Annotated in this window: 15 protein-coding genes and 2 pseudogenes; 13 read left to right on the top strand and 4 right to left on the bottom strand. The window is 62.5% G+C overall.

Annotation, left to right across the window (positions count from 1 at the left end; genetic code table 11):
• Positions 1-26: 26 nt before the first annotated feature.
• The 13 genes and pseudogenes from ubiE (at position 27) to ACOKS3_RS02035 (ending at position 10,105) form a co-directional block, all read left to right on the top strand.
• Positions 27-797, top strand: coding sequence for a bifunctional demethylmenaquinone methyltransferase/2-methoxy-6-polyprenyl-1,4-benzoquinol methylase UbiE (ubiE, locus tag ACOKS3_RS02095; protein ID WP_103446001.1), 771 nt, complete (start codon positions 27-29; stop codon positions 795-797).
• Entirely contained in the window at positions 797-1,420 is a 624-nt protein-coding gene (locus ACOKS3_RS02090; protein ID WP_422763805.1) for a ubiquinone biosynthesis accessory factor UbiJ, read from the top strand. Before ubiE ends, ACOKS3_RS02090 begins: the two co-directional genes overlap by 1 nt.
• A complete protein-coding gene (ubiB, locus tag ACOKS3_RS02085; RefSeq protein WP_103446003.1) occupies positions 1,417-3,039 on the top strand; it encodes a ubiquinone biosynthesis regulatory protein kinase UbiB in 1,623 nt (540 codons plus the stop codon). Before ACOKS3_RS02090 ends, ubiB begins: the two co-directional genes overlap by 4 nt.
• 72 nt (positions 3,040-3,111) lie before the next feature.
• Positions 3,112-3,504 (top strand): phosphoribosyl-AMP cyclohydrolase, encoded by a 393-nt coding sequence (gene hisI / locus ACOKS3_RS02080; protein WP_027592414.1) that lies wholly within the window; start codon positions 3,112-3,114, stop codon positions 3,502-3,504.
• A 1-nt stretch (position 3,505) separates the two neighbouring features.
• Entirely contained in the window at positions 3,506-3,841 is a 336-nt protein-coding gene (locus ACOKS3_RS02075) for a phosphoribosyl-ATP diphosphatase (RefSeq protein WP_103446004.1), read from the top strand.
• Positions 3,842-3,865: 24 nt separating this feature from the next.
• On the top strand, positions 3,866-4,138 hold the full coding sequence (locus ACOKS3_RS02070; RefSeq protein ID WP_103446005.1) for a twin-arginine translocase TatA/TatE family subunit: 273 nt from the start codon (positions 3,866-3,868) through the stop codon (positions 4,136-4,138).
• Positions 4,139-4,141: 3 nt separating this feature from the next.
• On the top strand, positions 4,142-4,519 hold the full coding sequence (gene tatB, locus ACOKS3_RS02065; RefSeq protein WP_103446006.1) for a Sec-independent protein translocase protein TatB: 378 nt from the start codon (positions 4,142-4,144) through the stop codon (positions 4,517-4,519).
• The gene (gene tatC / locus ACOKS3_RS02060; protein ID WP_103446007.1) at positions 4,516-5,307 is read left to right on the top strand and encodes a twin-arginine translocase subunit TatC; all 792 of its coding nucleotides are present in this window, start codon (positions 4,516-4,518) and stop codon (positions 5,305-5,307) included. The genes tatB and tatC overlap by 4 nt, the downstream gene beginning before the upstream one ends.
• Positions 5,304-6,011 carry a 16S rRNA (uracil(1498)-N(3))-methyltransferase gene (locus ACOKS3_RS02055; RefSeq protein ID WP_422763806.1) on the top strand — a complete coding sequence of 236 codons (708 nt, stop codon included), beginning with the start codon at positions 5,304-5,306 and terminating at the stop codon, positions 6,009-6,011. The genes tatC and ACOKS3_RS02055 overlap by 4 nt, the downstream gene beginning before the upstream one ends.
• Positions 6,012-6,111: 100 nt before the next feature.
• A pseudogene (locus ACOKS3_RS02050) lies at positions 6,112-7,173 on the top strand (methyl-accepting chemotaxis protein); the annotation flags it as partial.
• Complete coding sequence (locus tag ACOKS3_RS02045) at positions 7,156-8,028, top strand: methyl-accepting chemotaxis protein (protein ID WP_440776677.1); 873 nt, start codon at positions 7,156-7,158, stop codon at positions 8,026-8,028. The pseudogene ACOKS3_RS02050 and the gene ACOKS3_RS02045, both read left to right, overlap by 18 nt.
• A pseudogene (locus ACOKS3_RS02040) lies at positions 7,910-9,250 on the top strand (methyl-accepting chemotaxis protein); the annotation flags it as partial. The gene ACOKS3_RS02045 and the pseudogene ACOKS3_RS02040, both read left to right, overlap by 119 nt.
• Positions 9,233-10,105 carry a methyl-accepting chemotaxis protein gene (locus tag ACOKS3_RS02035; protein WP_463581489.1) on the top strand — a complete coding sequence of 291 codons (873 nt, stop codon included), beginning with the start codon at positions 9,233-9,235 and terminating at the stop codon, positions 10,103-10,105. The pseudogene ACOKS3_RS02040 and the gene ACOKS3_RS02035, both read left to right, overlap by 18 nt.
• Positions 10,106-10,192: 87 nt before the next feature.
• Here ACOKS3_RS02035 and ACOKS3_RS02030 read toward each other — a convergent pair.
• The 4 genes from ACOKS3_RS02030 to ACOKS3_RS02015 all read right to left on the bottom strand — a co-directional run bounded on the left by ACOKS3_RS02030 (position 10,193) and on the right by ACOKS3_RS02015 (position 14,237).
• Positions 10,193-11,565 (bottom strand): IS3 family transposase gene (locus tag ACOKS3_RS02030; protein WP_422764683.1). Its coding sequence is split into 2 segments (ribosomal slippage): positions 10,193-11,089 and positions 11,092-11,565, totalling 1,371 coding nucleotides; the frame shifts between segments, so codons are not numbered across the junction.
• Positions 11,566-11,670: 105 nt separating this feature from the next.
• On the bottom strand, positions 11,671-12,405 hold the full coding sequence (locus ACOKS3_RS02025) for an amino acid ABC transporter ATP-binding protein (protein ID WP_103446239.1): 735 nt from the start codon (positions 12,403-12,405) through the stop codon (positions 11,671-11,673).
• Positions 12,398-13,360, bottom strand: coding sequence for an amino acid ABC transporter permease (locus tag ACOKS3_RS02020; protein ID WP_422763426.1), 963 nt, complete (start codon positions 13,358-13,360; stop codon positions 12,398-12,400). The genes ACOKS3_RS02025 and ACOKS3_RS02020 overlap by 8 nt, the downstream gene beginning before the upstream one ends.
• 79 nt (positions 13,361-13,439) lie before the next feature.
• A complete protein-coding gene (locus ACOKS3_RS02015; protein WP_103446240.1) occupies positions 13,440-14,237 on the bottom strand; it encodes a transporter substrate-binding domain-containing protein in 798 nt (265 codons plus the stop codon).
• Between the last annotated feature and the right edge of the window lie 87 nt (positions 14,238-14,324).

Here is a 14,324-nt window from a genome sequence, read left to right as displayed (position 1 = left end):
GCGGTAATTTTTTCCGGTGAAGCGATATGAACGACCAGCGCAAAGGCGACCACGCCGAACCCACCACCCATTTCGGCTATCAGGACGTCCCTGAAAGCCAGAAGGCGAAGAAAGTCGCCGAAGTGTTCCACTCGGTCGCCGCCAAGTACGACCTGATGAACGACGTGCTCTCCGGTGGCATGCACCGCCTGTGGAAGCGGTTTACCATCGAACTGTCGGGCGTGCGCGCCGGCAGCCGCGTGCTGGACATCGCCGGCGGTACCGGCGACCTGGCCGCCAAGTTCTCGCGTCTTGTAGGACCGACCGGGCAGGTGGTGCTGGCCGACATCAACGATTCGATGCTCAAGGTCGGCCGTGACCGCCTGCTCGACCGTGGCGTGGCCGGCAATATCGAGTTCGTCCAGGCTGACGCCGAGAAGCTGCCATTCCCGGACAACCACTTCGACTGCGTGACCATCGCCTTCGGCCTGCGCAACGTCACCCACAAGGACGAAGCCATCCGTTCGATGCTGCGTGTACTCAAGCCGGGCGGCCGCCTGTTGATCCTGGAGTTCTCCAAGCCGACCAACAAGCTGATGTCCAAGGCCTACGACGCCTACTCGTTCGCCTTCATGCCGCTGGCCGGCAAGCTGATCACCAATGACTCCGAGAGCTACCGCTACCTCGCCGAGTCGATCCGCATGCACCCCGACCAGGAAACCCTCAAGAGCATGATGGTCGAGGCCGGTTTCGACCGCGTCACCTACCACAACATGACCAGCGGCATCGTTGCCGTGCACCGGGGAATCAAGCCCTGATGCTGCTGGCCGGGCTGCTCGCCAGTGTCGAACATGGCCTGAACCGCGTCCTGCGCATGGACAGCACGGCCTTGCCGCGGCTGGCCGCGCTGGAAGGCAAGGTCATCGAGATCGACTGCCGCCAACCGGCCCTGCAGGTGTTCATCCTGCCCGATGAAGAAGGCCTGATGCTCGCCGGCCACTGGGAAGGCGAGGTCGACTGCAGCCTGCGCGCCCCGGCTGGCAGCCTGATACAACTGGCCATGGCCCGTGACAAGACTGCCGTGCTGCACAGCCCGCAAGTCGAACTGCACGGCGACAGTGCCGTGCTGCTCGACCTGTTCGGCGTGCTGCAGGACCTGGAACTGGACTGGGAACACGAGCTGCAGCGCTGGCTCGGCCCAGTCGCCACGGCAATGCTAGCTGGCCACCTTCGCCTGCGCGCACGCTGGACCCGCCAGGGCCTGGCACGCTTCAGCCAGAACCTCTCCGAATACCTGGCCGAAGAGTCCCGCACCTTGGTCGGCAAGCGCGAAGCCGAAGCCGCTTTCAGCGAACTCGATGCCCTGAAACTCGACACAGAACGCCTCGAGGCCCGCCTCAAGCGCCTCTCCCGATCCCTTGATACCAGCGATAACGCATGAAGCTGCTCGCCGTCCGCCGTCTTTTTCGCATCCAGCGTGTGGTGATCCGCTACCGTCTCGATGACCTGTTGTTCGAACAACCCCTGCTGCCTTGGTGGCTGGCCAGCCTGCGCCTGCTGATGCCTTGGCGCTGGCTGCCGCGCAAGCCCTCCGAGCTCAGCCGCGGGGCGCGCCTGCGCCTGGCGCTGCAGGACCTGGGGCCGATCTTCATCAAGTTCGGCCAGTTGCTGTCCACCCGCCGCGACCTGCTGCCCACCGACATCGCCGACGAGCTGATGTTGCTACAGGACCGCGTGCCGCCATTCGACCCACAAAAAGCCGTGGCGATGATCGAAGATCAGCTCGGTGCGAAGGTCGGCGAAGTGTTCAGCCGCTTCGACGTCGAGCCACTGGCCTCGGCCTCGGTCGCGCAGGTGCACGCCGCCCGCCTCAAGAGTGGCGAAGAGGTGGTGGTCAAGGTGGTTCGCCCTGGCCTGAAGCCGATCATCGCCCAGGACCTGGCCTGGCTGTTCCTGATCGCCAAGGCCGCAGAACGCGCCTCGGCCGACGCCCGTCGCCTGCACCCGGTGGAAATCGTCGGCGACTACGAAAAGACCATCTACGACGAGCTCGACCTGCTGCGCGAGGCGGCCAACGCCAGCCAGCTGCGGCGCAACTTCGAAGGTTCCGAGCTGATGTACGTGCCCCAAGTGTACTGGGACCTGTGCCGCCCCAAGGTGCTGGTGATGGAGCGTATCTACGGCGTGCCAGTCACCGACATGGCTACCCTGTCCGACCAGCGCACCGACATGAAAATGCTGGCCGAGCGTGGCGTCGAGGTGTTCTTCACCCAGGTGTTCCGTGACAGTTTCTTCCACGCCGACATGCACCCGGGCAACATCTTCGTCAGCACGGTCAAACCGTGGAGCCCGCAATACATCGCCATCGACTGCGGCATCGTCGGCAGCCTCACAGCCGAGGACCAGGACTACCTGGCGCGCAACCTGATCGCCTTCTTCAAGCGCGACTACCGCCGCGTTGCCCAGCTGCACATCGACTCGGGCTGGGTACCGGCGCATACCAAGGTCAATGAATTCGAAGCGGCGATCCGCACGGTGTGCGAGCCGATCTTCGAAAAACCGTTAAAGGATATTTCTTTCGGCCAGGTGCTGATGCGCCTGTTCCAGACCGCACGGCGCTTCAACATGGAGGTCCAGCCGCAACTGGTGCTGCTGCAGAAGACCCTGCTCAACATCGAAGGCCTGGGCCGCCAGCTGTACCCCGACCTGGACCTGTGGAGCACCGCCAAGCCGTTCCTGGAACGCTGGATGCGCGACCGCATGAGCCCCAAGGCGGTCATCGGCAACCTGTATAGCCAGGCTGAACAGTTACCCCACCTGGCCGGCATGACCCGAGACCTGCTTGAGCGCCTGTCGCAGCCGCACCTGGAAGACCCGCAACTGCCGGAACGTCGTCGCCAGGGCGACCGTTGGGCACTGCGCCTGCTCGGTGCCGGCTTGCTCGGTGGCGGCGCAGTACTGGCCGCCGGTGCCGCCGAAGCCGCCAGCCTTGCCGCCCCGGCCGCCTGGCCGGCTTGGCTGATGCTGGCCGCCGGCCTTTACCTGATCGTGCGCCAATAGCCAGCCGCGCTGCTGGCTGGCACACTAGCGCAAAGGGCCCGGCACAGGAGCGGGCCCGCTTTGGAGTCGACGATGAAAGACTGGCTGGACGAGATCAAGTGGAACAGCGATGGCCTGGTACCGGCGATCGCCCAGGACCACAAGACCGGACGCGTGCTGATGATGGCCTGGATGAACCGCGAATCGCTGGCGCTGACCGCCGCCGAGCAACGCGCCATCTACTGGTCGCGTTCCCGTGGCAAGCTGTGGCGCAAGGGCGAAGAGTCCGGCCATGTGCAGAAGCTGCATGAAATGCGCCTGGACTGCGATGCCGACGTGATCATCCTGATGGTCGAGCAACTGGGCCATATCGCCTGCCACACCGGCCGCGAAAGCTGCTTCTATCGCGTCTTTGAAGACGGCCAGTGGAAAACCGTCGACCCGGTCCTGAAAGACCCGGATGCCATCTACAGCGCAGGACACTGACATGAGCGACACCTTCAACCGCCTGGCCGAAGTGCTCGAAGAGCGCAAGCAAGCGGCTCCCGACAGCTCCTACGTGGCCAGCCTGTACCACAAGGGGCTGAACAAGATCCTCGAAAAGCTCGGCGAAGAGTCCGTCGAGACCATCATCGCGGCCAAAGACGCCGCCGTGAGCAAGGATTACAGTGATGTCATCTATGAAACCGCAGACTTGTGGTTCCATAGCCTGGTCATGCTCAGCGCGCTGGGCCAGCATCCACAAGCCGTGCTTGATGAACTGGAGCGCCGTTTCGGGCTTTCCGGGCACGATGAAAAGGCCGCGCGTCAGCCATCGGCCTGAGCAAACCGCATTTAGGAGAGCACCATGGGTATTTTTGACTGGAAACACTGGATCGTCCTGCTGGTCGTCGTGGTCCTGGTGTTCGGCACCAAGAAGCTGAAGAACTTCGGCAGCGACCTGGGCGAGTCGATCAAAGGCTTCCGCAAAGCCATGAGCGAAGAAGAGAACAAGCCGGCCGAGCAGACCCCGCCGCCCGCCCAGCCTGTGCCGCCGGTACAGAATACTGCCCAGCCGCAGCAAGGCCACACCATCGAGGGCCAGGCCCAGCCGGTCCAAGAGCCACAGCGGAAAGACTGACCCATGTTCGGCATCAGCTTCAGCGAGCTGCTGCTCGTCGGCCTGGTCGCCCTGCTGGTGCTCGGCCCCGAGCGCCTGCCTGGCGCCGCGCGTACTGCGGGGCTGTGGATCGGGCGGCTGAAACGCAGCTTCAATGCGATCAAGATGGAGGTCGAGCGCGAAATCGGCGCCGACGACATCCGCCGCCAGCTGCATAACGAGCACATCCTGCAGATGGAAGAAGAAGCCAAGCGCATCCTCAACCCACTGACACCACCCGCGCAGCCGCCGGTGACCACGGCCAGTGTGCAGCCACCTGCCGGGCTCGAAGCCAGGCCGGCCGAGCCACCTGCCGCCCCGGCCGCACCTTCTGAACCGCCTCAACCGCCGCGAGCCCCATGAGCGAAAATCCGGACCACGACCAGCCTATGCCGCTGGTTTCGCACCTGACCGAACTGCGCACCCGCCTGCTGCGCTGCGTTGCCGTCATTTTCCTGATCTTTGCCGGGCTGTTCTCCTTCGCCCAGCAGATCTACACCATTGTTTCCGCGCCATTGCGTGATCACTTGCCAGCCAATGCGACGATGATCGCCACCGACGTGGCCTCGCCGTTCCTGACGCCGTTCAAGCTGACCATGATCGTCTCGCTGTTCCTGGCTATACCGTTCATCCTCCAGCAGATCTGGGGCTTCATCGCGCCAGGCCTGTACCGCCATGAAAAGCGCATCGCCATTCCGCTGCTGGTGTCGAGCATCCTGCTGTTCTACGCCGGCATGGCCTTCGCCTACTTCCTGGTGTTCCCGCTGATGTTCAAGTTCTTCGCCGCTGCCACACCGGCAGGCGTGGCGATGATGACCGACATCGCCAATTACCTCGATTTCGTCATGACGCTGTTCTTCGCCTTCGGCGTTGCCTTCGAGATCCCGGTGGCCGTGGTGCTGCTGGTGTGGATCGGCGTGGTCGACGTGAAGTACCTGAAGAAGGTCCGCCCGTACGTGATCATCGGCTGCTTCGTGGTCGGCATGATCCTCACCCCGCCGGATATCTTCTCGCAAACGCTGCTCGCCGTGCCCATGTGGCTGCTGTTCGAAATCGGCGTGCTGTGTGGCAGCCTGATCCGCAAGCGCAGCCATGCTGACGACGAAGCCACCAACGACCATAACGACCAGCCGCCAGCGACCCAGCCGTGAACCTGTTACTCCTTGAAGAGGCCGACTTCGTCTCGGCCGACCGCGTCGTTCTCGCTGATCGGCGCTTCACCCACATGCAGGACATCCACCGCGTCGCCGTGGGCGACACCCTGCGCGTGGGCCGCATCAACGGCATGATGGGCAAGGCCACGGTGCTTCGCCTGGAACAGCACGAAGCCGAGCTGGAGGTCGCCTTCGACCAGCAGCCACCGGCCAAGCTGCCGCTGACCTTGGTGTTGGCCGTGCCGCGCCCGAAGATGCTGCGCCGGCTGTTCCAGACCGTGGCGACCCTCGGTGTGCCGCGGCTGATCCTGGTCAACAGCTACAAGGTCGAGAAAAGTTTCTGGCAAACGCCCTTTCTCCACCCTGAAACCATCCGCGAGAACCTGATTCTCGGCCTGGAGCAAGCCCGTGACACGGTACTGCCCGAGGTGATCATCGAAAAACGCTTCAAACCGTTCGTCGAAGACCGCCTGCCTGCCATCGCCGACGGCACCCTCGGCCTGGTCGGCCACCCCGGCCCCTACCCAGCCTGCCCACGCGCGGTTGAAGGCCCCGTAACCCTGGCCATCGGCCCCGAAGGCGGCTGGATCCCTTACGAAGTCGACCTGTTTGGCAAGGCTGGCCTGGCACCTGTTCAGTTGGGCCATCGCATTTTGCGGGTGGAAACAGCCGTTACTGCCCTGCTCTCAAGGATTTTCTGACAGGCGGGTCAGTTTTTTCCTATCAAGTTTCCCCCGCGCAAGCCGATGGTGTTGGCAACACAACAAAAATCCGTGCTGCCACGTTGCCGGGGGGTCGAACATGCACCAATGGTTTTCCCAATCGCTGGGGAATGTAAGCGTCAATCGCAAGTTGGGGCTGGGCTTCGGCCTGGTGCTGTTGCTGACTCTGGCCATCACCTTTACCGGTTGGCAGGGCCTGAACAGCGTTACCGAGCGCGGTGACAAGCTGGGCAACATTTCAGTGATCCACCAGTACACCCAGGAACTGCGCATCGCCCGCCAACACTACCAGCGCGACCGCAACGACGCGGCCATCGGCGAGCTGGAAAAAGCCCTGGGCAATCTTGAGCGCCAGATCGGCCTCATGCTCGGGCAGATCGAGCAGCCTACCGACCGCCAGCGCCTGCAACAGCAACAGGACGCAGTCAGCCAGTACCAGGAAGCCTTCAACGAGCTCAAGCAAGCCGGTCAACGCCGCGATGCTGCTCGTGGTGTGCTGGGTGACAGCGCCGACAAGGCCGCCGAGCTGATCAGCCGTGTGCAGCAGCGCCTGCTGCAGAGTGGCGACATCAGCCAGTACCAGCATGCCGTGGACGTCAGCACGCTGGTGCAGCAGGCACGCTTTCAGGTACGCGGCTACACCTACAGCGGCAACGCTGACTACCAGCAGACCGCGCTGCAGGCCATCGACCAGGCGCTGGCCGAGCTCAAGGCATTGCCCGCCAGGCTACCGGCCGAATATGCCGCCAGCCTCGACGACTCGGCCACCGCACTGGCCGCTTACCGCGATGCGGTAACTCAGTTCGGCACTGCCCAAAGCGCCAGCGAGCAGGCGCTGCAGCGCATGGCTGACCAAGGCACGGTGCTGTTGCAGACCAGTGAAGCGATGACCCTTTCGCAGACCGCAGTGCGCGATGCCGGCACTGCTCAGGCCAAAGTCATGCTCGGCAGTGCCACGGCCCTGGCCCTGGTACTGGGCCTGCTCGCGGCCTGGGCCATCACCCGGCAGATCATCATCCCGCTGCGCCAGACCCTCGCCGCCGCCGAGCGGGTGGCCAATGGCGACCTGCGCCAGGACCTGCACTCGACCCGCCGCGACGAACTTGGCCAGCTGCAGGCCAGCATGCAGCGCATGACCCAAGGCCTGCGCGAGCTGATCGGCGGCATCGGCGATGGCGTGACGCAGATCGCCAGCGCCGCCGAAGAATTGTCGGCAGTCACCGAGCAGACCAGCTCCGGGGTCAACAATCAAAAGGTCGAGACCGACCAGGTGGCGACCGCAATGAACGAAATGGCCGCCACCGTGCACGAGGTGGCGCGCAATGCCGAACAGGCCTCGGAAGCTGCCGCCATGGCCGACCAGCAGGCGCGCGAGGGCGATCGGGTGGTCAGCGAGGCGGTCGCACAGATCGAGCGCCTGGCCAGTGAGGTGGTCAACTCCAGCGAAGCGATGAACCAGCTCAAGGCCGAAAGCGACAAGATCGGCAGCGTGCTCGACGTGATCAAGTCGGTGGCCCAACAGACCAACCTGCTGGCGCTCAATGCCGCCATTGAAGCGGCTCGTGCGGGTGAGGCCGGACGTGGCTTTGCCGTGGTTGCTGACGAGGTGCGCAGCCTGGCCCAGCGCACCCAACAATCCACCGAAGAAATCGAAGAGCTGATCGCCGGCCTGCAAAGCGGCACCCAGCGCGTGGCCAGTGTGATGGACGCAAGCCGTCAGCTGACCGACAGCAGCGTCGAACTGACCCGCCGCGCTGGCAGTTCGCTGGAGACCATCACCCACACGGTGTCGTCGATCCAGGCGATGAACCAGCAGATCGCCACCGCCGCCGAGCAGCAGAGCGCCACTGCCGAGGAGATCAACCGCAGCGTGATGAATGTGCGCGATATCTCCGACCAAACGTCGGCGGCAAGTGAGGAGACCGCCAGTTCCAGCGTTGAGCTGGCCCGCCTGGGCACCCACCTGCAGGGGTTGGTCGGACGGTTCAGGCTCTGATGCTTCACGACTTACGCTGAATTTTCCTACAGAACTTTCAGGTCAAGTCCTACAAACCCTCCGCCGATGGGCAAGGATGGGATGCCAGCACTACGCCAGCACCCCATCCTTATCAACTGGACGGAGACCTGCCATGTTCGGCTACCTCAATTACAGGCTCGGCAACATCAGTGTCGGCGCCAAGCTCGCCCTGGGCTTCGCCGTAGTCCTCGCGCTCACACTGGCCACCACGGTCAGCGGCTGGCGCGCCCTCGACGGCGCCATCACCCGCTCGGAACAACTCAGCGAAATCGGCCGGATCAATGATCTGGTCAAAGACCTGCGCGCCGAGCGCATCACCTACCGGGTGCTGGCGGACGACGCCAGCAAGGCGCAGATCGTGCAGATCCTCGGGCAGCTGGAAAGCATGCTGACGACACTTCAGCAACGCAGTAGCGTCGATGAGTCGCGGCAGATGCTGGCGCAGAAGCTGCAACTGCTGCAGCGAATGCGTGATGTTTTCACCGCCCTGCAGAACGCCGTGAGCAGTCGCACACAGCTGCGCACGGCCATGCAGGCGCAGGAAGCGAAACTGAATACCGTCGTCGATGACCTGCAGACTCAGGCGCTGCTGAAGATGCCAGGCGATAACCAGCAAGGCGCCGTGCTGGGTCTGATGGACACCCTCAGCCGGCATGTTGACGGCGCCAACCAGCAGAGCCTGGTACCGGCCTATACGTTTTTCCCGCTGGAAGACTTCGCCAAGGTTGGCGATGCCGCGCTGGAGGCCGCCGACGTTAGCCTCGAGCAGTTGCTCAGAGCCCTCAGGCCGCTGGGCCTGCCTCGTGCCCTCACCGAGCAGCCCGGCATCGAACTGGCCAAGTATCGGACCAGCCTCGATCAATACCGCCGCACCGCGCTGCAGGTCGAGCAGCTACAGACCGAAATGGAGCAAATGGGCATCGAGCTCAGGGCTGTCAGCGTCGAACTGGGTGAACGGAAAGTGGAACAGCGCGACAACGAGGCCGTGGCTGCCCGTTCCCTGCTAACCAGCGTGGCCCTGCTGGCCCTGATCGTCGGCATCGTTGCCGGCTGGCTGATTACCCAACAGATCACTCACCCCCTGCGCCAGACACTGACATTGGCGGCGCGTATCGCCAAAGGCGACCTGAGCCAGCTCGAACCCGTGCAGCGCCGCGACGAGATGGGGCAGTTGCAGGCCAGCATGCGCGAGATGACCATGAGCCTGCGCGAGCTGATTGGCGGTATCGATCAGGGCGTCGGCCAGCTGTCCCAGGCTGCTTCGCAGCTGGCAGCCAGCAGCGAGGACACCAAGCTGCGCATCAACCAGCAGCGCGAGGAAACCGACCAGGTCGCCACCGCCATGAACCAGATGAGCGCCACCGTGCAGGAAGTGGCGCAGAACGCCGAGCAAGCTTCACTGGCGGCCACCAATGCCGATCAGCAAGCACAACTGGGTGACCAGGTAGTAGGTGAAGCTATCGGCCGCATCGAACAGCTGGCCGGTCAGATGGACCATTGCCTGGCCGCCATGCAGCACCTGGCCGGCGAAAGCCAGCGCATCGGCAGCATTCTCGATGTGATCAAGTCCGTGTCGGAACAGACCAACCTGCTGGCGCTGAATGCAGCGATCGAAGCGGCCAGGGCTGGTGAAGCGGGCCGCGGTTTTGCCGTAGTGGCCGATGAGGTGCGCGGGCTGGCACAGCGTACCCAGCAGTCCACCGAGGAAATCGAGCAACTGATCGACAGCCTGCACAGCGGCACCGATGAGGTCAACAGCCTCCTCGACGACAGCAAACGCCTGACCGAGCAGAGCGTGGAGCTGAGCCGCAGGGCCGGACATGCCTTGGGGCAAATCACTGACACGGTATCGAGCATTCAGGGCATGAACCAGCAGATTGCCACGGCCAGCGAAGAACAGAGCGTGGTGGCCGAGCAGATCAACCGTAGCGTGATCAATGTGAGGGATGTGTCGGACCAGACCAGTGCGGCCAGTGAACAGACGGCGGCTTCGAGTGGGGAGCTGGAGCAGCTGGGGCGACAGTTGCGGGGGATGGTGGGGCGGTTCAACCTTTGAGATTGCCGGGGCTGCTTTGCAGCCCTTTCGCGGGACAAGCCCGCTCCTACAAGGTGAACTGCGCCCCATTTGTTGGACAGTCTGTGATTAGGCTGCTGCAGCCTGACTCCTGTATGCCACGGGAGTCAGGCCGCCCAGCCCCATCTTGATTCGATCATGGTTGTAGTAGTTGATGTATTCATCGATTGCCGCCCTCAGCTCTGCGATGCTGGCGAAGCGCTGACCATGGTACATCTCTATCTTCAGTGTGCCGAAAAAACTCTCCATTCGTGCATTGTCCAGGCAGTTGCCTTTGCGCGACATGCTCTGCTCCAGCCCCTTTTCTTCGAGTCGATTCCGGTAGGCGTAGTATTGATACTGCCAGCCCTGGTCGGAATGCAGCATCGGCTTGGCTCCTTCCGGTAGCTTCGCAAGCGCCTGCTCCAGCATCTGGCCGACCAGAGGATAGTGCGGCGAAGTATCGATCTGATGCGCCACGATCTCCCCGCTAAACAGGTCCAATATCGGCGATAGGTACAGTTTCTCACCCGCCACCTTGAACTCGGTCACGTCTGTTACCCATTTCTCGTTGGGCTCTGCTGCCGTGAAATCGCGCTCCATTGTGTTGGGCGCAATGCGTCCGGGCTGACCGCGATAGGACTTGTACTTTTTCACGCGCACCGTGCATTTGAGGTCGAGTTCACCCATCAGCCGGCGCACAACTTTACTGTTTACTATTTGGCCAATGTTGCGCAGCGCTGCAGTCATGCGTCGATAGCCATAGCGCCCCTTATGCCGCCCCTGGGTCTCACAGATATGAGCCTTTAACGGGGCCAGCTTGTCACCTGCAGCCATCACCTTGAGTTGGTAGTAGTACGTACTGCGCGCCAGCCCAGCCAACTTGAGCAGGTTGTTGAGGGGGAATCGGTTACGCAAGGCCGAGATGATCAGGACTTTTTCTTCTCGGCCTTCTTCTGCCTCGCCTTCTCCTCGCGCAGCTCTTTTAACTTTTTTAGATAGGCGATCTCCATCTCGGCATGGCGCAGCTTGGCCAGCAACTCGGCGTGCGAGAGATCTTCATCGGCTACAGGTGGGGTGTTGGCGGGTGGAACAGGTGGTTTAGGCATGAGACTGCGCGGACCTTTGCTCTTTGCTGTCAGGGCTTTGATGCCGCCACTGTAGTACTGCGATTCCCATATGCCTATCTGGCTGGAGTGGCTCATATTGAAAACGGCTGCCGTCTGGCGCAGCGATAGCTTGTCGCGCCACATCCGCTCAAGCACCGAAAGCTTGAACTCAGGGCTGAAAGTCCGTGTTTGTCCGCAGAGGCTAGCCTCGCCATGGATGCGATAGCTCGCGACCCAGCGCCGAAGCAAGGAGGGATCCATCTGCAACTCAGATGCGATGGTGCGATAGCCAATGCCTCGCTGCAGAAAGGCATGGATGGCTGAAAGTTTGAACTGCTTGGTGTGCTTGCTCACGTAAAACGCCCCTGAGGTTGGATTTTTTGTCCAACATCAGGGGCGCAGTTCAAGGGATCGCGTTTCCTGTAGGAGCGGGCTTGTCCCGCGAAGGGGCCGTTGCGGTTACAGCACTTGGCGCAGGAACGCCTGCGCACGCGGGTCTTTAGGCGCAGCAAAGAACTCAGCCGGCGCCGAATCTTCCAGCAGCTTGCCGTGATCGAAGAACAGCACCCGGTCTGCCACTTCACGGGCAAAGCCCATTTCGTGAGTGACACAGACCATGGTCATGCCTTCCTGGGCCAGAGTCTTCATCACATCCAGCACCTCACCGACCATTTCCGGGTCGAGCGCCGAGGTCGGCTCGTCGAACAGCATCACCTTCGGCTCCATCGCCAGGGCACGGGCGATCGCCACCCGCTGCTGCTGGCCGCCCGAAAGGCGCGACGGGTACTCGTTGGCCTTCTGCGAGATACCCACCTTCTCCAGCAAAGCACGGGCCTTGGCTTCACGCTCGGCCTTGTTGCGCTTGCGCACCACCTTCTGCGCCAGGCACAGGTTTTCCAGCACGGTCATGTGCGGGAACAGGTTGAAGTGCTGGAACACCATGCCGACCTCACGGCGGTAGGCGTTGATGTCGGTCTTAGGGTCGGCCAGTTGCAGGCCGTCGATGGCCACATGACCTTGGTCGAAGTGCTCCAGGCCATTGAGGCAGCGCAGGAAGGTCGACTTGCCCGAACCCGACGGGCCGAGCACCACCACCACTTCGCCCTTGGCGACTTTGGTGGTGACGTTATCCACAGCCCGCACCACATGGCCACGGGTGTCGAAGACTTTCAGCAGGTCACGGACTTCAATCACTTTGCGCAAGCCTCCGCTCGAGCCGGCTGGCGATGTGCGACAGCGGCAGGTTGATCAGCAGGTACAGGCCTGCCACGCAGAACCAGATCTCGAAGGTCGAGAACGACGTAGTGATGGCCTCACGGCCGCTCTTGGTCAGTTCGGTAATGGCGATCACCGACACCAGCGAGGTGTCCTTGACCAGGCTGATGAACTGCCCGGCCAGCGGTGGCAGCACGCGCTTGAACGCTTGCGGCAGGATCACGTGGCGCATCGACTGGCCCGCGTTCAGCCCCAGCGAGCGTGCAGCCTCGTTCTGGCCCTTGGCAATGGACTGCACGCCGGCGCGGACGATTTCCGCGACATAGGCGCCGGTGAACAGCGCCAGCGCGGCCACCCCGGCGAACTCCCGGGACAAGTTGAGCACAGTGCCGATGAAGAAGTAGAAAATGAATATCTGCACCAGCAGCGGCGTGCCGCGCACCAGTTCGACGTAAACGGTCGACAGGTCGCGCAGGGTCGGGTTGTTCGACAACCGGCACAGGCCGGCGAACAGGCCGATCACCAGGCCCAGCGCACCGGACACCACCGAGATCCATAACGTGGTCCACAGGCCCCAGGCCAGCGGGCCAGCCGCCCAGTGGCGGGTCACGCCGACCTGGTCGCCCTCGGCGATGTCATCACCGCGGCTCAGTTGCAGGCTGTCCTGGGCCACGTCGAGCACTTGCTCTTCGCCATTTTCATCCTTGAGCGTGACACGCGCGGTGTCACCGGAAACGACGATCTCCTGCACGCTACCGTTACCCGCGGCGCGCTGTACGTCCTCGGCCTTGTAGGCGAAGTACTGCGGTACGCGGTTCCAGCGCCACTCGTAGGAAATCATCGAGGTGGCCATGTACAGGCTGAACGCCAGGCCCACCAGGACCAGGGCGGTCAACCCATGCCAGGGCCACTGGGCTTTCTTGTGTTTGATCACGTGGGGTACTTCCGTAAATGCGAACGCGCAGGGTTTGCCTGCGCGTCGGGGTCATAAAGCCGGGCTTGTGGCCTGGGCCTTATTCCATGTCTTTCAGCCAGTCCTTGTTCTTGAACCACTTGTCGTGAATACGATCGTAGGTCCCGTCATGCTTGATCTGGTGCAGGAAGTTGTTGATGAAGTTGATGCTGTCGTAGTCGCCTTTCTTCAGGCCGAAGGCCAGCGGCTCGTAGGTGAAGGGTTCTTCGAGGAACAGCAGCTTGCCAGCACCGGCCTTCTCGACCGCCACCACGTTGTATGGCGCGTCGTAGACAAAGGCGTCAGCCTTGCCGTTGACCACGTCCATCACCGCTTCTTGCTCGTTGTCGTAGCCGTGGTACTTGGCTTTGCCGATCAGCTTCTTGGACACCATCTCGCCGGTGGTACCGAGCTTGGAGGTCAGGCGGTACTTCTCGTTGTTCAGGTCCTTGTACGACTTGATCTCGCCGGCCAGCTCCTTGCGGATCAGCAGGGTCTGGCCAACCACGATGAAGGGTTCGCTGAAGTTCAGGCGCAGGTTGCGTTCCTGGGTCAGGGTCATGCCACTGCCGATCATGTCGAACTTGTCAGTCAGCAGGGCCGGGATGATGCCGTCATATGCGGTGGAAACAGCCTCGAACTTCACGCCCATGGATTTGGCCATGGCTTTGAGGATATCGACTTCGAAGCCGATGATCTCGCCGCGCTTGTTGGTCATCTGGAACGGCATGTAGGTTGGGTCCATGCCCACCCGCAGGGTACCGCGCTTGACCGCCTCATCAATGGCGCCGGCCTGGGCCGCAGTTACGGCGACCAGGGCGGTAACACCGACCAGCAGCCGCGAAAGATATTTCTTGATCATCACCAAGTCCCCTAGCAAGTAAAGAAGCGAATCTTATTGTCGTGGCACAGCCATACCGGCCGATGCGGATTATCGGAGAGGGAT

The sequence above is a fragment of the Pseudomonas sp. HS6-2 genome (genome assembly GCF_049325675.2).
Lineage (GTDB): Bacteria > Pseudomonadota > Gammaproteobacteria > Pseudomonadales > Pseudomonadaceae > Aquipseudomonas > Aquipseudomonas putida_N.
This window is presented reverse-complemented; position numbering and strand designations above follow the sequence as displayed.